We start from the raw sequence: 19,232 nt of genomic DNA, 5'->3' as shown, positions 1-19,232 counted from the left end.
CCTCACCGGTCAGGTGCGCAACATCGCGGAAGTGACGACGGCGGTGGCGCGCGGCGACCTGTCGAAGAAGATCACCGTGGACGTGAAGGGCGAGATTCTTGAACTGAAGAACACCATCAACGTGATGGTGGACCAGCTTTCCTCGTTCGCTTCGGAAGTGACGCGTGTGGCGCGTGAAGTGGGTACCGAAGGCAAGCTGGGCGGCCAGGCGCAGGTGGAAGGCGCGGCCGGCACCTGGAAAGACCTGACCGACAACGTGAACTTCATGGCGGCCAACCTCACCGCCCAGGTGCGCGGTATCGCCGGCGTGGTGACCGCGGTGGCGAACGGGGATCTGAAGAAGAAGCTCACGGTGGCGGCGCGCGGCGAAATCGCGGCGCTGGCCAACACCATCAACGAGATGACCGACACGCTCGCGGTGTTCGCGGACCAGGCCACGACGGTGGCACGCGAAGTGGGCGTGGAAGGCAAGCTGGGCGGCCAGGCATCGGTGCCGGGTGCGGCCGGTACCTGGAAGGACTTGACCGAAAACCTGAACCGGATGGCGGCGACGCTGACCACCCAGGTGCGGGCGATTGCGGAAGTGGCGACGGCGGTGACGCGCGGCGACCTCTCGCGTTCGATCCAGGTGGAAGCGCGCGGCGAGGTGGCGGACCTCAAGGACAACATCAACGAGATGATCCGCAACCTGAAGGAGACGACGCAGAAGAACGCGCAGCAGGATTGGCTGAAGACCAACCTCGCGCGCTTCACCCGTCTGCTGCAGGGCCAGCGCGACCTGTCCGCCGTGACCACCCTCATCCTGTCGGAACTGGCGCCGCTGGTCAGCGCGCACCATGGCGTGTTCTACATGATGGATGCGCAGGAAAACGATGCACGCTTGCGCATGGTGTCGACTTACGGCTACCGTTCCAGCCGCAAGTTGCCGACCTCCTTCCTGCCCGGCGAAGGCCTGGTTGGCCAGTGCGCGCTGGAGAAGCAGCGCATCTGGCTTACCAACGTGCCGCGCGACTACATCCAGATCACCTCCGGACTCGGCGCCGCCCCGCCCACCAACATCGTGGTGCTGCCCATCCTGTTCGAACAGCAGGTCAAGGCGGTGATCGAAATTGCATCGCTGGACCGTTTCACCGAGACCCACCTGTCCTTCCTCGACCAGCTGATGGAATCGATCGGCGTGGTGCTCAACACCATCGAGGCCAACAGCCGCACCGAATCGCTGCTGACCCAGTCGCAGTCGCTGGCGCAGGAGCTGCAGCAGACCAACCTCGAACTGGCGGAAAAGGCGCGCCTGCTGTCGGAGCAGAACATCGAGGTGGAACGCAAGAACCGTGAAGTGGAACAGGCGAAATTTGCGCTGGAGGAAAAGGCGACACAGCTCGCCCTGTCCTCGAAGTACAAGTCCGAGTTCCTGGCCAACATGTCGCACGAGCTGCGCACGCCGCTCAACAGTCTGCTGATCCTGGCGCAGCAACTGTCCGACAACCCGGACGGCAACCTGTCCGAACGCCAGGTCGAATATGCGAAAACCATCTACGGCGCCGGCAGCGACCTGCTGACCCTGATCAACGATATCCTCGACCTGTCGAAGATCGAATCGGGCACGGTGACGCTGGAAGTCAGCGAGTACCGGTTCCGCACGCTGTCCGGCTACGTCGAGCGTACCTTCCGCCACATGGCCGAAGCCAAGCATCTCGATTTCTCGGTGGAGCTGGCCGAAAGCCTGCCGATGGCGGTGATGACCGATATCACGCGCCTGCAGCAGATCCTGAAGAACCTCTTGTCCAACGCCTTCAAGTTCACCAGCCGCGGCGACGTGTCGCTGAAGATCGGTCTGGCCAAGTCAGGCTGGACACCCGATCATCCGAACCTCAACCATGCCGATGCGGTAGTGGCCTTCTCCGTCACCGATACCGGCGTCGGCATCCCGGCCGACAAGCTGCAGCTGATCTTCGAAGCTTTCCAGCAGGCCGACGGCAGTACGGCGCGCAAGTACGGCGGCACCGGCCTTGGCCTGTCGATCAGCCGCGAACTCGCGCGCCTGCTCGGCGGCGAAATCCGCGTCGAGAGCGAACTGGGCGCGGGCAGTACCTTCACGCTGTACCTGCCGTACAACCGTTCCGGCTTCGTGAACTACGACCTGCAGCAGCCGGCCGGACAGGGGACGGTGGTGAAATCGGCCGTGGTTCATACGCTGGAGCAGCCTGCCGAAGCGACGGAGCTGCACCATGCCAGGGATGCGGAGGCGCCGGAAATCCACTACGAGGGTATCTCGGATGATCGTGCGCTCATCGCACCCGGCGATCCTTCGGTGCTGATCATTGAAGACGACAACCGCTTCGCCGGCGTGCTGCTCGACCATGCGCGCGAAAAGAACTTCAAGGGCATCGTCACCCAGAGCGGCGACTCTGCGCTGACCCTGGCCCGCGACTACCTGCCGGCGGCCATCCTGCTGGACATCGATCTGCCCGACATCGACGGGTTCACCGTCCTCGACCGCCTCAAGCGCGATCCCGGCACACGGCACATCCCGGTGCATGTCATGACCAACCTGAAGGAACGCGAGCGCGCCTTGCGCCAGGGTGCGATCTCCTACCTGCACAAGCCGGTCAGCCGCGAACGGCTGCAGGAGGAATTCAGCCGCATCCAGCAATTCCTGGTGCGCGGCAAGCGCAGCCTGCTGATCGTGGAAGACGACCCGATGCAGCGCGATTCCATCATTAACCTGCTCGGCGCCGGCGACGTGCAGATCGTGGCGGCGGGTACCGGCAAGGAGGCGCTCGATGCCCTGCAGTCCTCGCATTTCGACTGCATGGTGCTCGACCTCAGCCTGCCGGATATCAGCGGATTCGACCTGCTCGACAAGATCGGCGACGACATCACGCTGCGCGACCTCCCGGTGGTGGTGTACACGGCGAAGGATCTGAGCCGCAAGGATGTCACCCGGCTCAAGCGTATTGCCAAGACCATCGTCATCAAGGACGCGCGCTCCCCTGAACGCCTGCTCGACGAGACGGCCCTGTTCCTGCACCGCTCGCCCACCAGCCTGCCGGAAGTGCAGCGGCGCATGCTGGAGGATATCCGCGTCGAGGATGGCGGGCTGGCCGGGCGCAAGGTGCTCATCGTCGACGACGACCTGCGCAACATCTTCGCGCTGAGCTCGGTGCTGGAACGCCAGCAGATGAAGGTGCTGTTCGCCGAGAACGGCAAGGATGGCATCGACGTCCTCGAAAAGGACCCGAGCATCGAGATCGTGCTGATGGACATCATGATGCCGGAGATGGATGGCTACGACACCATGCGCGCCATCCGCGCGATTCCGAAGTTCAAGCAGCTGCCGATCATCACGCTGACGGCAAAGGCGATGAAGGGCGACCGCGACAAGTGCCTGGCCGCCGGTGCGTCGGATTACATTACCAAGCCGGTGGATGTCGCACAGCTGCTGTCGCTGATGCGGGTGTGGCTGCACCAGTAGGAGGCGTGGAGGCAGAGCATATGCAAACCGTCGAAGACCTGGAGATCGACCTCCTGCTCGAAGGCGTCTACCGCCGCTTCGGGCAGGATTTCCGCGGCTACCGGCGCGAGAGCGTCCGGCAGCGCCTGCATGCGCTCATGCGCGGGGCGGGGCTGAAGACCGTGTCGTCGCTGCAGGACAGGGTGATGCACGATGATGCCGCGAGCGAGGTGCTGCTGCGCGCGCTGAGCATCCAGCCCGCCGCCCTGTTCGACGATCCTGCGTACTTCCAGGCGCTGCGCGACGTGATGGTGCCTTGGCTGCGCTCCTGTCCCTCGCCGCGGATATGGGTGGCGGAATGCGTGGCGCCGGAAGAGGTGTGCGCGCTCTCCATCCTGCTCGCGGAAGAGGGCTTGCACGACAAGACGCAGATCTTCGCGACAGCGGCCAACGAATCCCTGCTGGAGGATGCGAAGGCAGGCGAATTCCCGCTCGAGCGCTGGCCGGAGTATGCCGAGAACTACCGCAAGTGCGGCGGCCGCGCCGATTTCGCCAGTTACTGCGGTGAGGCGCATGGCAAAGGCGTGTTCAGCCCGGCCTTGCGCGCCAATGTGACCTGGGCCCAGTACAGCCTGGCGACCGACGCGTCGTTCAATGAGTTTCAGTTGATCGTGTGCCGCAACGCGCTGTCGGATTTCGGCGCGGCGCTGCACCGTCGCACGCTGCAGCTGTTCTACGACAGCATGCCCTTGTTCGGCATCCTGAGCGTGGGCAGTGATGATGCATTGAATGCGGCGCCCTTCGTGTCGCGCTACAAGGCGATCGCCGAAGGGCAGGGGATATACCGGAGGGTGGCTTAGTCCGAAGCTCAGGCGGCCGCGCCTTGCGGCACGTAACCGAGCACGGCGGAGATCTGGTTGGCGGTGCTGACCAGGTCTTCCACCCATTCTTCCTGCAGGCGGTCGGCCGGGGCCGAGATCGACAATCCGGCCACCAGCTTGCCCGAGTCGTCGTAGATGCCGGCGGCCATGCAGCGCACGCCGAGCTCCAGTTCTTCATTGTCGCGCGCATAGCCGCGCGCGCGCACCAGGCTCAATTCCCTTTCCAGCTTTGCCAGGTCGGTGATCGAGTTCTTGTTGTGGCCGGCCAGGCCGGTGCGGGTGGCGTAGGCGCGCACCAGCTTCGGATCGTCGGCCGACAGGAACAGCTTGCCGGTGGAGGTCAGGTGCAGCGGCGCGCGGCCGCCGATGGCCCGCACCACCTGCATGCCGGAGCGCTCCGAGAAGGAGCGGTCGATGTAGACGATCTCGTCGCCCTGGCGCACCGACAGGTTGATCGTCTGGTGCGTCTTGCGATGCAGGGCGCGCATGAAGTCCAGCGCGGCTTCGCGCACGTTCAGGCGGCTCTTGACGATATTGCCCAGCTCCAGCAGGCGCATGCCGAGGCGGTAGGAGCCTGCTTCGGCGCGGTCCACGAAGCGCTTGACGACCAGGTCGTTCAGGATGCGGTGGGCGGTGGACGGATGCAAGCCCGTCACGGTCGACAACTCTTTCAGGCTCACCGGATCGGGATACTGGGCGAGCGCGTCCAGGAGCGAGATCATCCGCTCGATCACCTGGATCGAAATCTGGCTGTTCTCGTTGGTCTGTTCAGGTTTCATATCGTGGTTGGTGCGTTGCAATAAGCCTCTTTATATCACATTGTGAAAATATGAAAAAGTCGTGCGAAAAATATTTGGAGAAACTCTCTAAATTATTTCATCCGTATCAGACAGCTTCTCGCATCGCATAGGCGCACATAATGGAGCCCTTGCAAAATCGAGGACTGTAATGCGCGTCGGATTTTTCCATACTTGCCTGATTGATATGATGCGGCCGGAAATCGGCTTTTCCGTCATCAAACTGCTCGAAGCCGCCGGCTGCGAGATCGTGGTGCCGGAGAGCCAGACCTGCTGCGGGCAGCCGGCCTACAGCTCCGGCGACCGCAAGGCGGCGCGGGTCCTGGCCGAAAAATTCGTCGAGGAATTCGAGGGCTTCGACTACGTCGTCATTCCGTCCGGCTCCTGCGGCGGCCACGTCAAGACGCATTACACCGACCTGTTTTCCGACGACCCCGCATGGCTGGCGCGCATGCAGCGCCTCGCGCCGCGCGTGTTCGAACTGACCGACTTCCTTTACAACGTGGTGAAGCTCGACAAGCTGCCGGGCGCGGGCAAGAACAGTATCAAGGGCCCGGTCACTTATCACGATTCCTGCTGCGGCCTGCGCGAACTCGGCGTGCAGAAGCAACCGCGCGCCTTGCTGGAGAAGGCAGGCGTGGCCGTGACGGAAATGAAGGACCATCGCCAGTGCTGCGGCTTCGGCGGCACCTTCTCGCTCAAGTACGGCGACATTTCCGCCGCCATCGTCGATGACAAGTGCAAGAACATCCAGGACTCCGGCGCCGAGGCCGTGGTGCTGGGCGACCTCGGCTGCATGCTCAACATCGAAGGCCGCCTGCGGCGCACGGGCGACAACAGCACGCGCGTGCTGCACGTCGCGCAAGTCCTGGCGGGAGATGCGTGATGCAGATCCAGTCGATGCATTTCAAGGCCCGCGTGGGCGAAAAGCTGGCCGACCAGCGCCTGCAGGCCAACCTCAAGAAGCTGTCCACCAAGTGGGTGAGCGGCCGCGCCTCGGCGATCCTGGAGCTGGATGATTTCGAAGGCACACGCAATGCGGCCAAGGAACGCCGCATGCGCGCCATCGAAAACCTCGATGTCTGGCTCGATACCTTCGAGAAGAAGGCGACTGCGCAAGGCGCGACCGTGCTGTATGCGGAGAGCGCCGCGGATGCATCGCGCCTCGTGGTCGAGATCGCGCACAAGCACGGCGTGAAAAAGGTCACCAAGTCCAAGTCGATGGTGTCCGAGGAAATGGCGCTCAACAAGGCGCTGGAAGCCGCCGGCGTGCAGGCGGTCGAGACCGACCTCGGCGAGTACATCCTGCAGATCAACGGCAACGAGGCACCGTCGCACATCATCGCGCCGGTAGTGCACAAGGACAAGGAAGAGATTTCGGACCTGTTCGCACGCGTGCACCAGCGTCCGCGCCTGACCGACATCCCGCAAATGACGCGCGAGGCGCGCGAGATGCTGCGGCCGCAATTCCTGTCGGCGGACATGGGCGTCACCGGCGGCAATTTCGTGATTGCCGAAACCGGTTCCGTGGCGATCGTCACCAATGAAGGCAACGAGGGCATGTGCACGATCCTGCCGCCCAAGGTGCATGTCGTGGTGACCGGCATCGAAAAGGTGCTGCCGACGCTGGAGGATTTCGCGACTGTGCTGCGCCTGTTGCCGCGTTCGGCCACCGGGCAGTCGATCTCGAATTATGTGTCGCTGCTGACCGGCCCGAAGCGGGACGCGGACGTGGAAGGCCCGGAACACATGTACTTTGTGCTGGTCGACGCCGGCCGTACCGGACTCGTCGGCACGGAGTTCCAGGAGATGCTGCGTTGCATCCGTTGCGGCGCTTGCATGAACCATTGCCCGGTGTACCAGAAGATTGGCGGCCACAGCTACGGCTGGGTGTATCCGGGGCCGATGGGCAGCGTGCTGACGCCGTCGTATGCCGGCATCGAAAACGCGGTCGATCTGCCGCAGTCCTCGACGCTGTGCGGCGAATGCCATGTCGTCTGCCCGGTCAAGATCCCGCTGCCTGACCTGTTGCGCAAGCTGCGCGAGAAACAGGTGGAAAAGAACCTGCGACCCAAGACCGAACGATTGGCGCTGCGCCTGTGGGCCTTCGTCGCCAAACGGCCGGCGCTTTATCGACTCGCCACCAAAATCGGTGTACGCTTCCTGCGCATGATGGCAGGGAAGGGCAAGACGATCTCGACATTGCCGTTTGCCGGCGGATGGACGGACCACCGCGAAATGCCCGCGCCGAGCGGCAAGACATTCCGCGAGCTATACAAACAGCGACGATGACACAGCACCAGCAACAGGTAAGCGAGTTCAAGAGCAAGGGCGGCGTAAAGCGGATTTACGCCGCCTTTTTGTATTCCATACAGGGTTTTCGCACGGCGTGGAAGAGCGAGCATGCGTTCCGGCAGGAACTGGTGCTCGTCGTTCCCGGCGTGGTGCTTGCGCTGATACTGCCGGTTTCCGTGCTGGAAAAAGTCGCGCTGATCGCCGTGCTCTTTCTTGTGCTGATTGTCGAGCTGATCAATTCGGCCATCGAAGCGGTGGTCGACCGCATCTCCTTCGAGCGCCATCCCTTGTCGAAGAACGCCAAGGATTTCGGCAGCGCCGCCGTGTGCCTGGCGCTCACCCTTGCCGGGCTGACATGGCTGCTCATCGCGGGGCCACTGCTGTTGCGCTGAAGGTCGCCCGCTCTTCTTTAAGCGGCAACGTTAAGCAGGCGCAATGCCGAAATTCCACGTTCGGCGATACTGTCCGGCGGCGGCCGAATATACCGGCCGACATCACGGCATGCAAGCCAAGGAGCGAACATGAGAAACGGCGTATCGAGCACGACTTCGGAAGATGTGGGCAAGCTCATCCTGCGCGTGGCGCTCGCCCTCCTGATCCTGCTGCACGGCGTTGCGAAGATCACCGGCGGCGTCGGCAACATCGCCGGCATGCTGGAGAAGAATGGCTTGCCGGGCGCGCTGGCCTATCTCGTCTTCGTCGGCGAGGTCATCGCGCCCATCCTGCTCCTGATCGGCGCGTGGACCCGGCTGGCGGCCCTGATCGTGGCCGGCAACATGGTGGTTGCGATCGGCCTGGTCCACATGGCCGAACTGTTCACGCTCGGCAAGCAAGGCGGGTGGGCGCTGGAGCTGCAGGGCATGTTCCTGTTCTCGGCCATCGCGCTGATCTTTCTGGGAGCGGGGCGTTACAGCCTGGGCGGCGCCAACGGCCGGCTGAACTGAGGGGCGTCCGAGGCTTTCCTGCGTTCACTGCTATACTTTCCGCGCCGGGAGCGACCAGAAGCACCGGCCTCTCATGTGTAACAGGAAGGTTTGTTTGGTGCCGGAATGAATGCAGTCATCAGAGCCGCCGGGCAGGCGGATGCCGCGCAGGCCTGCAACTTGTTGTGCCGCTCGATTTCCGAATGTTGTGCGGAAGACCACCGCAATGACTCTGCCATTCTCGCCGCGTGGCTGGGAAACAAGACGCCGGAGAATGTCGCTTCCTGGTTTGCTTGCGCGTCCCACCACTCCCTCGTCGCCTGCGACGGTTCCGATGTGACCGGCGTGGCGATCATGACCCGCCAGGGAAGGATTGTCCTCTTTTATATAGCGCCCGAAGTGCGCAGCACCGGCACGGCAAAGGCGCTGCTCGGCGCGCTCGAGACGCAGGCTCGGGAGTGGGGGCTGCGCGCCCTCCAGGTCGCAAGCACGCTGACCGCGCGCGGCTTCTACGAACGCAACGGCTTCGACTATTGCGGTCCGGCCAGGACGGCATTCGGCACGGATGCCGTGGCACTGGCGAAGAAGCTGCCGGGAAGCGGCTGCGGTTGCGGGCGCCGATCGTAATTGGTTCCTTCGCCATATATGCATATCGCATAAAGAAGCGCAAAAGTATTCGTTCTTTTCCTATAAGTGCTTCTTTAACCTGTTGTCTCCGGAAACCAGATCCACAGGGAGATGACAGATGTTGCTCAAGAAACTGATCCAGTCCGCGCTGGCGCTTGCCCTCGTTGCGCCTGCAGCCTACGCTGCGGACTTTTCGCTGCTGAACGTGTCCTACGACCCGACACGCGAGTTGTACCAGGACTTCAATAAGGCCTTTTCCGCGCAGTGGAAAGCCAGGAACGGCGACAACGTGACGGTCAAGCAGTCGCACGGCGGTTCCGGCAAGCAGGCGCGCTCGGTGATCGACGGTCTCGATGCCGACATCGTGACCCTGGCGCTGGCCTACGATATCGATGAAATCGCCGGCAAGGGCCTGCTCGCCAAGGATTGGCAGAAGCGCCTCCCGCACAACAGCTCGCCCTATACCTCGACCATCGTGTTCCTGGTCCGCAAGGGCAACCCCAAGGGCATCAAGGACTGGGCTGACCTCGCCAAGCCCGGGGTCTCTGTAATCACGCCGAACCCGAAGACGTCAGGCGGCGCGCGCTGGAACTATCTTGCCGCATGGGGCTACGCGCTCAAGCAGCCAGGCGGCTCCGAGGCGGCCGCGAAGGATTTCGTGACCAGGATCTTCAAGAACGTGCCGGTCCTCGATTCCGGCGCGCGCGGTTCCACCACCACCTTTGTCGAACGCGGCATCGGCGACGTGCTGATCGCCTGGGAAAACGAAGCCATCCTGGCGATCAAGGAACTCGGCCCGGACAAGTTTGAAGTCGTGGCGCCCGCGGTGAGCATCCTCGCCGAACCGCCGGTCGCGGTAGTCGACAAGGTGGTCGACAAAAAGGGGACGCGCAAGGTGGCCGAAGCCTACCTGCAGTACCTGTACACCGACGAAGGCCAGGAAATCGCCGCCCAGAACTACTACCGTCCGATCTCCGAAAAGGTGGCAAAGAAGTATGCGGCGCAGTTCCCGAAGCTGAAGCTGTTCACGATCGACGAAGTATTCGGCGGCTGGACGACGGCGCAGAAGGCGCACTTCTCGGACGGCGGCTCCTTCGACCAGATCTACCAGCCGGGCCGCAAGTAAGCATCGCCATGCCAGCAGCAATTCCCTATCCTGGGCTGGAGCACTACCTCGCCCGTCTCTACAGCACCGAGCAGGCCGGCACACGCGTCTGGCTGGACGCCGAAGGGCGGGCGACGGGACGTTATTTCCACTCCACGCTGACCAGTGCGTTTCAGCCCATCCGCACGCTCAACAGCGACAAGGTGATCGGCTACGAAGGATTTGCGCGCAGCGACTCAGAGTCAGACCAGGGCTTGTGCCTGTGGAAGCTGCTGGACCATGCCGCCAATGACGACGAGTCGGTCGAGCTCGACCGCTTGTGCCGCATGCTGCATGCGATCAACTTCTTCCGCCAGCCCGAAGCCGGGGACAGCGACCTCTATCTCAGCGTCCACGCCCGTCTGCTCGCCGCGGTGGACGGCAACCACGGCACCGCGTTCAGCCGCATCCTGAAGGTGCTGGACCTGCCGCAGGAGCGCGTGGTGCTGCAGCTGCCGGTGATCGTGGAGCATCAGGGCTGGCTGGCGAACTATGTCGCCGACAACTATCGCCGCAACGGCTTTCGCATCGCGATGAATGCGGTGGATGCGCTCGAAGCGCTCAAGCTCATCGACCTCGTTCGGCCGGAAGCGGTGAAGGTGGACACGCGCCAGGCCGTACACGACGGCCCGGCCCTGCGCCTGCTCGACATCTGCGCGGCGCGGAACATCCAGGTGATCTTCAAGCGGGTCGAGAGCGTCGATACGCTCGACAGCCTCGGCCGGATCGCGGAACTCAGCGGCGCCGTCATCCATGTGCAGGGGTTCCATTGGGACCTCCCGGCCCCATCGATCCCGGCAGGTCGCCGGCTGGTAGCACCGTTGTCGTTCCAACATTGTTAATACCGTTCGAACAAAGTAATTACAGTGGCCGGCCCATTATCCGAAATCGTTCTATGAAAATGCGAAAAAAATCGTTCTTTTTATAACGATGGAGTGCAATTATCGGCCTTCATTAGCTGAATTTGTAATAAGAGGACATATGGAGGCAGTTTCAATCACCCCGCAAGGAGCCCGAGGCAGCGCCGTCCGGGTCATCCCCGGATTCCGGCTGGCGCTCGGCTTTACGCTGACCTATCTGGCGCTGATCGTCCTGATTCCGCTCTCTGCGGTGTTCCTGAAAACCTTCACCCTGACCTGGGATGCGTTCTGGGCCGCGGTGTCGAACGAGCGCGTGGTGGCGTCGTACAAGCTGACCTTCGGCGCCTCGCTGCTCGGGGCCGTGATCAATGTGATTTTCGGCGGCATCGTGGCCTGGGTGCTGGTGCGCTACCGCTTCCCGGGCAAGAAGATCATCGATGCCCTGGTCGACCTGCCGTTCGCCTTGCCGACCGCGGTGGCCGGCATCGCGCTCACCGCGTTGTATTCCACCAACGGCTGGATCGGCCGTTATCTCGAACCGCTCGGCATCAAGGTCGCCTTTACGCCGCTGGGCGTGCTGGTGGCGCTGACCTTCATTGGCCTGCCCTTCGTGGTGCGCACCGTGCAGCCGGTGCTGGAAGAGGCCGAGCGCGAACTGGAAGAGGCGGCCGCCAGCCTCGGCGCCAACCGCCTGCAGACGTTCATCAAGGTGATCTTCCCGACCATCCTGCCGGCACTGCTGACCGGCTTCGCGCTGGCCTTTGCGCGCGCCACCGGCGAGTACGGCTCGGTCATCTTCATCGCCGGGAACATGCCGATGGTGTCGGAAATCACGCCGCTGTTCATCATCACCAAGCTGGAGCAGTACGACTATACCGGCGCCACCGCGATTGCCGTGGTGATGCTGCTGGTGTCCTTCGCGCTGCTGCTGACCATCAACCTGTTGCAAGCCTGGACCCGCAAGCGCGGCCGGGCGGAGAAAGTCTGACATGGCCGGAGCTGCTGCCACCCTACCCATTTCTTCCGCCGCGCGCGCCGAGCCCGCCAATGCGCCGGCGGCCACCGTCGAACCCGTGTGGGTGCGCGCACTGCTGATCGGCATCGCGCTGGCCTTCCTCACGCTGTTCCTCTTCATTCCGCTAGTAGCGGTGTTTTCCGAGGCACTGCGCAAGGGCTGGGATGCCTACCTCGCGGCCATCGTCGAGCCGGACGCGATCTCGGCCATCAAGCTGACCCTGATCACCGCCGCGATCGCGGTGCCCCTGAACCTCGTCTTCGGCGTGGCCGCCGCATGGACCATCGCCAAGTTCGATTTCCGCGGCAAGAACATCCTGCTCACGCTGATCGACCTGCCGTTCTCGGTCTCGCCGGTGATCTCGGGTCTGATCTACGTGCTGCTGTTCGGCGCGCAGGGCTGGTTCGGCGACTGGCTGCGCGAGCACGACATCAAGATCCTGTTCGCCGTGCCCGGCATCGTGCTGGCGACCATCTTCGTGACTTTCCCCTTCGTGGCACGCGAACTGATCCCGCTGATGCAGGCGCAAGGCACGGAAGAAGAAGAGGCCGCGCTGGTGCTCGGCGCCTCCGGCTGGCGCACCTTCTGGCACGTGACGCTGCCCAACATCAAATGGGGCCTGCTGTATGGCGTGATCCTGTGCAATGCCCGCGCGATGGGCGAGTTCGGGGCGGTCTCGGTGGTGTCCGGCCACATTCGTGGCGAGACGAACACCATGCCGCTGCAAGTGGAAATCCTTTACAACGAATACAACTTCGCGGCTGCGTTCGCGGTGGCATCGCTGCTCGCATTGCTCGCACTGGTCACGCTCGCGCTCAAGAGCTTCGTCGAATGGCGCGCCGCCGACAGCAACCTGCAACCGCTTCACGAGGGACAGTAATCATGGGTATCGAGGTCAGGAACATCAACAAGCGTTTCGGCAATTTCGTTGCGCTCGACAACGTGTCGCTCAACTTCCCGCCGGGCGAACTCACCGCCTTGCTCGGTCCCTCGGGCTGCGGCAAGACGACGCTGCTGCGCATCATCGCCGGCCTGGAGCAGCCGGACGCGGGACAGGTCTTCCTCGACGGCGAGGATGCCTCCGGCCATCACGTGCGCGAGCGCCAGGTCGGCTTCGTGTTCCAGCACTATGCGCTGTTCAAGCACATGAGCGTGTTCGAGAACATCGCCTTCGGCCTGCGCGTGAAGCCGCGCAGCCAGCGGCCCTCGGAATCCGAGATCCGCAAGAAGGTGATGTCGCTGCTGGAACTGGTGCAGTTGGACTGGCTGGCCGACCGCTATCCGCCCCAGCTTTCCGGCGGCCAGCGCCAGCGCATCGCTCTGGCGCGCGCCCTCGCTGTGGAGCCGCGCGTGCTGCTCCTCGACGAACCTTTCGGCGCGCTCGACGCCAAGGTGCGCAAGGAACTGCGCCGCTGGCTGCGCCGCCTGCATGACGAACTGCACGTCACCAGCATCTTCGTCACGCACGACCAGGAAGAGGCGCTGGAAGTGGCCGACCAGGTGGTCCTGATGAACAAGGGCCGGGTCGAGCAGATCGGCTCGCCGGACCAGGTGTATAACCATCCGGCATCGCCCTTCGTCTACGGCTTCCTCGGCAACGTCAACCTGTTTCACGGACGGGTGCATGAAGGCGTGCTGGATGCGGGCGGCTTCGCCCTCGATGCGCCCGACCACGCCGGTGCGCAGGACGCGCAGGGTGTCGGCTTCGTGCGTCCGCACGACATCGAGGTGGAGCGCTACAGCGCCGACGCGGAAGGCATCATCGCCCGCCTGCGCCGCGCGCATGCGATCGGCCCGCTGGCGCAGCTCGAACTCGAGCGCGCCGACAATGCGCAGCTGATCGAAGCGGTGATTTCAACCGAGCGTTACGCCCAGCTCGCGCTGCAGGAAGGCGAAACCCTGATCGTCCGTCCGAAGCGCCTGCGCGTCTTCGTCGACGAAGCGGTCTGAAGGAGTGCGGCATGAACTTCCAGCAATTGCGGTCGGTGCGCGAAGCGGCCCGGCGCGGATACAACCTGACCGAAGTCGCCAACGTCCTGTTCACCTCGCAGCCCGGCGTCAGCCGGCAGATTCGCGAACTGGAAGAGGAACTCGGCGTCGAGATCTTCGAACGCAACGGCAAGCGCCTGACCGGGCTTACCGATCCCGGCAAGGGCATCCTGCAGATCATCGAACGCCTGCTGCTCGAAGCGGAAAACCTGCGCCAGGCGAGCCGGGAATACGCCGGCGAGCGCAGCGGTACGCTGACGGTCGCCACCACGCACACCCAGGCACGCTACGTGCTGCCGAAGGTGGTGCAGGCCTTCCGCAGTGCCTTCCCGGACGTGCGAATCGCCCTGCAGCAGAGCTCGCCGGAACACATCGCGGAATGGGTCATCTCTGGCAAGGCCGATATCGGCATCGCGACCGAGGGCCTGAGCCAGTTCGAAGACCTGGTCTCGTTCCCGTGCTATCACTGGAGCCACATGATCGTGGTGCCCGAGGCACATCCGCTGGCGCAGGTGCGGTCCCTCACGCTGGCCGACCTCGCGGCGCATCCGCTGATCACCTATGACGTCGGCTTCACCGGCCGCAGTCATATCGACGAGGCATTCGCCGGAGCTGGTATCGGCACCGACATCGTCCTTACCGCAATGGATTCGGATGTGATCCAGCAATACGTGTCGCTCGGTCTCGGCGTAGGTATCGTGGCCTCGATGGCGGTGGAGAACAATCTTGCGCCGGGATTGAAGGCGCTCGAAGCGGCACACCTGTTCGCGCCCAACGTCACGCGCCTCGCGGTGCGGCGCGGCGCCTACCTGCGCGCCTATACCTACGAGTTCATCCTGCGCTTCGCGCCCGGCCTGAAGCGCGCGGATATCGAGACCGCGCTGAGCGCCGCAGGCTGACCTGCGCGCCCCTGTTCAGGGAAGCAGCGGCCGCTTGCGGGCCTGCTTGCCGCGGATGTCCTTGATGGTCTTTTCCATCGCGGCAACACGGTACGCGGTGGACGGATGCAGCGCCGTGTAGCTGTTGAGCATCGTCGCCGGGTACTCGCTCGCCATGCGCTGCCAGAAAGGAACCGCCTGGTCGATGTTGTAACCGGCGCGCGCCAGCATGTAGAGCGCGAGCTTGTCCGCCATGGCGTCGAGGTCCTGGGGTATGGGCCGCAGGCCGGCCATGCCGCCCATCGTGCTCATGTCGGGACGGATGCGCGTCAGGTTGTCGATGATCCCGCCTATCGTGGCGCTGGTGCGCAGCCGGGTCGAGTGGGAGAGCGCGTTGTGTGCCATTTCCTTGGCCAGCACAAAGGCAAGTTCATCGTCGGTCCGTGCGGCGTTGAGCATGCCGCGCGTGATGAGGACGCGATGGCCGTCGGCATAGGCGACCACATTTTCCGTGTTGCCCAGTTCGATGCCGAAGGCGCAGGCATAAGTGAGCGGCACGGTGACGGCCATGCGGGCGCCGTCGCGCTGCACCGTTAGCGCGATGTTCGAGCGTCCGCTCATCATTGGCGCCAGGATCGATGCTGCATCGCGCTCCGCTGTTTCGCCGCGGGGCAGGCTCTTGTCGTCCACCGCCAGCAGGATGTCGCCGCGCTTGACGCCGGCGCGGGCCGCGCCGCCGCCGGCCAGCACGCCCATCACCTGCAGGCGGTCGTCAAGGCCGAGCGAGCGCTGTGCCGCGTTCGCGAAATCGGTCGAGTAGGAGTACCGGTTCTTGGCGGTGAAGCCGAGCAGGTTGCGCGCGTTCTTCTTGCACAGCTCGGTATTGTTGATCAGCAAGGGGGCGGCGACGCGGTAGAGGCGGTCCTGCAGCGCGACCATCGCCATCAGTGCCTGCTGCTCGGCACTCGTGGCGGGCGCCGCCGGTGCAGGTGCGGCCGCGGGACGCGCAGGCGCTCCCGGTACGGCGTCGCCGGCGGGCGGCGTGACAGGCGTCGCGCAGGCAGCCATCAGCAGTGCGGCGGGAAGCAGCAGCAGGCGCCTTTGCGCGATCCCGGCTGCCTGTCGAAGCAATGCGTGTCCCATGATGCCTGCCATCCCTTGTTCTCCCATGTCAGTGTTTTCCCGTGCTGCCGAAACCGCCGGCGCCGCGTTCGCTGCTCTCGAAATCGTCGACCACGTTGAAGCCGACCTGCAGCACAGGCACGATGACAAGCTGCGCCAGCCGTTCCATCGGATTGAGCGTGAACTCGCTCTGCCCGCGGTTCCAGGTCGATACCATCAGCTGGCCCTGGTAGTCCGAGTCGATCAGGCCGACCAGGTTCCCCAGCACGATGCCGTGCTTGTGGCCCATGCCGCTGCGCGGCAGGATCATCGCGGCGTAGCCTGGATCGGCGATATGGATCGCGAGCCCGGTGGGGATCAGGTGCGTCTCGCCCGGCTTGATGGTGAGCGGTGTCTCGATGCAGGCACGCAGGTCGAGCCCGGCGCTGCCGGCGGTGGCGTAAGCGGGGAGCTGCTCTCGCATGCGAGGGTCGAGGATCTTGACGTCGATGGTTTTCATTGGCGATAAGGATAAAGTGGCCCGTCCGCAACGCGGGACGGGCATTACAAAAAGATACAGGTCAGGTGATCAGCTATTCACGTTCGCGCGGCGATCTCGGCGATGAGCCGGCGCGCGAGATCCTGCTTGGCGGCGAGCGGCAGGCGCAGGCTGCCCTTGTCGTCGAACAGCACGAGCTCGTTCTCGTCCTTGCCGAAGGTCTGATGGCCGATATTGCCGACCAGTAGCGGCACGCCCTTCTTCCTGCGCTTCTCTTCGCCGTACTGCAGCAGGTTTTCGGATTCGGCGGCGAAGCCGACGCAATACGGCCGCTTGGGCAGCCCTGCGACCGAAGCGAGGATGTCCGGATTCTGCTCGAACTGGAGCTGCGGGACGTCGCCCGCGGCATTCTTCTTCAGCTTCTGTTCGCTGGCGTTGGCGACGCGCCAGTCGGCCACGGCGGCGACCGCAATGAAGATGTCCTGGCCGTCGACATGCGACAGGACCACGTCATGCATCTGCTGCGCCGTCTGCACATTGATGCGGTGGACGCCGTAGGGCGCATCGAGCGCGGTCGGGCCGGACACCAGGCAGACTTCGGCACCCGCCTCGCGAGCGGCACGCGCGATCGCATAGCCCATCTTGCCGGAGGAAAGGTTGGTGATGCCGCGCACCGGATCGATCGGCTCGAAGGTGGGGCCGGCGGTGACCAGCACGCGCTTGCCGGACAGGCGCTTGGGCTGGAAGGCGGCGATGACTTCCTCCAGCAACTGTTCCGGTTCGAGCATGCGGCCCATACCGGTTTCGCCGCAGGCCTGGTCGCCCGCATCCGGCCCGAGGACGGCGATGCCGTCGGCCTTGATCTGCGCCAGGTTGCGCTGGGTTGCGGGGTTCTGCCACATCTCGACGTTCATCGCCGGCGCGATCAGCAGCGGCACCGACATCGGCCGCGCCACGCACAGCGTGGAGAGCAGGTCGTCGCAGGCGCCGTGGGCCAGCTTGAACATGAAATCGGTGGAGCAGGGGGCGATGACGATGGCATCGGCATCGCGCGTGAGGTCGATGTGCGCCATGTTGTTGGCGATGCGCGCGTCCCACTGGTCGGTGAAGACGGCGCGGCCGGACAGGGCCTGCATCGTGACCGGCGTGATGAATTGCGTGGCCGCCTGGGTCATGACCACCTGCACCGATGCGCCCGCCTTGGCCAGGCCGCGGGTGAATTCCGCGACCTTGTAGCAGGCGATGCCTCCGGTCATTCCGAGAACGATCTTTTTTCCGGCGAGATCCATGAAGCCTCCTCTGGTGTAACAGTTGCGCCCGGGCTTATTTTCCGACGCGCCGCAATTCATCGAGAATGAAGAGACCGGCCCCGCCGACGATCGCCATGTCGGCGACATTGAAGGCCGGCCAGTGCCATCTGCCGATGTAGAAATCCAGGAAGTCGACGACGTAGCCGTACAGTACGCGGTCGATCAGGTTGCCGATGGCGCCGCCGAGGATCAGCGCGAGCGCCCAGCAGAAAAGCCGTTGCCCGGCATGGCGCTTGAGCAGGTAGAGAATGAACACGACGGCGGCAACAGCGATGCCGGTGAAGAGATAGCGCTGCCAGCCCGATTCCGCGGCCAGGAAGCTGAATGCCGCTCCCTTGTTATGCGCGCGCACCAGGTTGAAGTAGGAGGTCACTGCCAGCGATTCGCCGTAGCTGAACAGGCGCGTGATGGTGACCTTGGTGATCTGGTCGAGCAGGACGATGATGGTGGCAATGCCCAGCCACGGAGTCATGCTGGTGCTGGGATTGGCGGACAGGTTCTTGAAACTCTTTTGTTTTGGCATGGGGATCCATGGTGAAACGTCATTCCCGCGCGGGCGGGAATGACGACAGGGTTAAGCGAAGGTCCGTGCTTCGCCGGTTCCGAACAGGTTGCTCACGCAGCGGCCGCACAGGCCCGGATGGTCGGCATGCGTGCCGACCTCGGCGCGGTAGTGCCAGCAGCGCTCGCACTTCTGGTGCGCCGACGGCGTCACCTCGACGCCTTCTTCCGCCTCGCTTGCCACCTTCGTGACCTTGGTCTGCGAGGTGATGAAGACGAACTTCAGGTCTTCGCCGATGCTGTCGAGCAGGGCGAAGCGTTCGCCGCTGGTCTTGATCTCGATTTCCGCCTGCAGCGAGGAACCGATGCCGCCGGCAACCCGCACTTCTTCGAGCTGCTTGGTCACTTCCGCGCGGATCTCGCGCAGGGTGGCGAACTTGTCCAGCAGCGCGGCTGCGCCGTCGATCTCCGGCAGCGCGTAGTAGGTCTGCGTGAAGATGGTCTCGCCGCTCTCCGCATAGTCCGCATCGCCGGCAAAGACGGCCCATGCCTCTTCCGCGGTGAAGGACAGCATCGGCGCCATCACACGCAGCAGGGCGTGGGTGATGTGCCAGATCGCGGTCTGCGCCGAGCGGCGCGCCTTGGAGGTGGCGCCGCAGGTGTAGAGGCGGTCCTTCAGGATGTCGAGGTAGAAGCCGCCGAGGTCTTCCGAGCAGTACATCTGCAGCTTGGCCACCACCGGGTGGAATTCGAACACCTCCAAGTGCTGCAGGATCTCGCCCTGCAGCTGCGCCATGCGCGCGATCGCGTAGCGGTCGATCTCGAACAGTTCACCGACCGGCAGCGCATCCTTCTTCGGATCGAAGTCGGAGGTGTTGGCCAGCAGGAAGCGCAGCGTGTTGCGGATACGGCGGTAGGCTTCCACCACGCGCTTGAGGATCTCGTCGGAGATCGACAG

General features: G+C 63.9%; 19 protein-coding genes. 13 read left to right on the top strand and 6 right to left on the bottom strand.

All coding sequences use genetic code 11. The features are described 5' to 3' along the window. Positions 1–3,475, top strand: a 3,475-nt coding sequence (locus VFF99_RS03860) for a response regulator (RefSeq protein WP_325015178.1), incomplete at its 5' end; no start/stop codon positions are given. A gap of 20 nt (positions 3,476–3,495) precedes the next feature. Next, positions 3,496–4,314, top strand: a complete 819-nt coding sequence (locus tag VFF99_RS03855; RefSeq protein WP_325015176.1) for a CheR family methyltransferase — start codon at positions 3,496–3,498, stop codon at positions 4,312–4,314. A gap of 8 nt (positions 4,315–4,322) precedes the next feature. Here the strand turns inward: VFF99_RS03855 and VFF99_RS03850 are convergent, their stop codons facing one another. Further along, a complete protein-coding gene (locus VFF99_RS03850; RefSeq protein WP_325015174.1) occupies positions 4,323–5,114 on the bottom strand; it encodes an IclR family transcriptional regulator in 792 nt (263 codons plus the stop codon). Between the two features lie 169 nt (positions 5,115–5,283). On the opposite strand from VFF99_RS03850, the gene VFF99_RS03845 reads away from it, so the two are divergent. From VFF99_RS03845 to VFF99_RS03795, 11 genes are all read left to right on the top strand, one after another. Beyond that, positions 5,284–6,018, top strand: coding sequence for a (Fe-S)-binding protein (locus tag VFF99_RS03845; protein WP_325015173.1), 735 nt, complete (start codon positions 5,284–5,286; stop codon positions 6,016–6,018). Further along, positions 6,018–7,424 carry a LutB/LldF family L-lactate oxidation iron-sulfur protein gene (locus VFF99_RS03840; protein ID WP_325015171.1) on the top strand — a complete coding sequence of 469 codons (1,407 nt, stop codon included), beginning with the start codon at positions 6,018–6,020 and terminating at the stop codon, positions 7,422–7,424. Before VFF99_RS03845 ends, VFF99_RS03840 begins: the two co-directional genes overlap by 1 nt. Continuing rightward, positions 7,421–7,819 carry a diacylglycerol kinase gene (locus VFF99_RS03835; RefSeq protein ID WP_325015169.1) on the top strand — a complete coding sequence of 133 codons (399 nt, stop codon included), beginning with the start codon at positions 7,421–7,423 and terminating at the stop codon, positions 7,817–7,819. The genes VFF99_RS03840 and VFF99_RS03835 overlap by 4 nt, the downstream gene beginning before the upstream one ends. 129 nt (positions 7,820–7,948) lie before the next feature. Further along, positions 7,949–8,371: a DoxX family protein gene (locus VFF99_RS03830; protein WP_325015167.1), complete on the top strand. Its 423-nt coding sequence runs from the start codon at positions 7,949–7,951 to the stop codon at positions 8,369–8,371. Positions 8,372–8,476: 105 nt separating this feature from the next. Then, positions 8,477–8,977, top strand: a complete 501-nt coding sequence (locus VFF99_RS03825; RefSeq protein WP_325015165.1) for a GNAT family N-acetyltransferase — start codon at positions 8,477–8,479, stop codon at positions 8,975–8,977. Between the two features lie 118 nt (positions 8,978–9,095). Next, complete coding sequence (locus VFF99_RS03820; RefSeq protein ID WP_325015163.1) at positions 9,096–10,103, top strand: sulfate ABC transporter substrate-binding protein; 1,008 nt, start codon at positions 9,096–9,098, stop codon at positions 10,101–10,103. Between the two features lie 8 nt (positions 10,104–10,111). After that, the gene (locus tag VFF99_RS03815; RefSeq protein WP_325015161.1) at positions 10,112–10,963 is read left to right on the top strand and encodes an EAL domain-containing protein; all 852 of its coding nucleotides are present in this window, start codon (positions 10,112–10,114) and stop codon (positions 10,961–10,963) included. A 139-nt stretch (positions 10,964–11,102) separates the two neighbouring features. Next, positions 11,103–11,969 carry a sulfate ABC transporter permease subunit CysT gene (gene cysT, locus VFF99_RS03810; RefSeq protein WP_325015158.1) on the top strand — a complete coding sequence of 289 codons (867 nt, stop codon included), beginning with the start codon at positions 11,103–11,105 and terminating at the stop codon, positions 11,967–11,969. 1 nt (position 11,970) lies between these two features. After that, positions 11,971–12,876 (top strand): sulfate ABC transporter permease subunit CysW, encoded by a 906-nt coding sequence (cysW, locus tag VFF99_RS03805; protein ID WP_325015156.1) that lies wholly within the window; start codon positions 11,971–11,973, stop codon positions 12,874–12,876. 2 nt (positions 12,877–12,878) lie between these two features. Then, complete coding sequence (locus tag VFF99_RS03800; protein ID WP_325015154.1) at positions 12,879–13,946, top strand: sulfate ABC transporter ATP-binding protein; 1,068 nt, start codon at positions 12,879–12,881, stop codon at positions 13,944–13,946. A gap of 11 nt (positions 13,947–13,957) precedes the next feature. Then, positions 13,958–14,884, top strand: coding sequence for a CysB family HTH-type transcriptional regulator (locus tag VFF99_RS03795; protein ID WP_325015152.1), 927 nt, complete (start codon positions 13,958–13,960; stop codon positions 14,882–14,884). 15 nt (positions 14,885–14,899) lie between these two features. Here VFF99_RS03795 and VFF99_RS03790 read toward each other — a convergent pair whose 3' ends face one another. The 5 genes from VFF99_RS03790 to VFF99_RS03770 all read right to left on the bottom strand — a co-directional run. Then, positions 14,900–16,033 carry a M48 family metalloprotease gene (locus VFF99_RS03790; RefSeq protein ID WP_325015150.1) on the bottom strand — a complete coding sequence of 378 codons (1,134 nt, stop codon included), beginning with the start codon at positions 16,031–16,033 and terminating at the stop codon, positions 14,900–14,902. Between the two features lies 1 nt (position 16,034). Continuing rightward, the gene (dut, locus tag VFF99_RS03785; protein WP_325015148.1) at positions 16,035–16,484 is read right to left on the bottom strand and encodes a dUTP diphosphatase; all 450 of its coding nucleotides are present in this window, start codon (positions 16,482–16,484) and stop codon (positions 16,035–16,037) included. 77 nt (positions 16,485–16,561) lie between these two features. Then, positions 16,562–17,752 carry a bifunctional phosphopantothenoylcysteine decarboxylase/phosphopantothenate--cysteine ligase CoaBC gene (gene coaBC, locus VFF99_RS03780; RefSeq protein WP_325015146.1) on the bottom strand — a complete coding sequence of 397 codons (1,191 nt, stop codon included), beginning with the start codon at positions 17,750–17,752 and terminating at the stop codon, positions 16,562–16,564. Between the two features lie 34 nt (positions 17,753–17,786). Beyond that, a complete protein-coding gene (gene lspA / locus VFF99_RS03775) occupies positions 17,787–18,296 on the bottom strand; it encodes a signal peptidase II (RefSeq protein WP_325015144.1) in 510 nt (169 codons plus the stop codon). Positions 18,297–18,347: 51 nt separating this feature from the next. Continuing rightward, a partial coding sequence (locus VFF99_RS03770) for a class I tRNA ligase family protein (RefSeq protein ID WP_325015142.1) occupies positions 18,348–19,232 on the bottom strand: 885 nt, incomplete at its 5' end.

The sequence above is a fragment of the Noviherbaspirillum sp. genome (assembly GCF_035654295.1).
In the GTDB taxonomy this organism is placed as follows: domain Bacteria; phylum Pseudomonadota; class Gammaproteobacteria; order Burkholderiales; family Burkholderiaceae_D; genus Noviherbaspirillum.
This window is presented reverse-complemented; position numbering and strand designations above follow the sequence as displayed.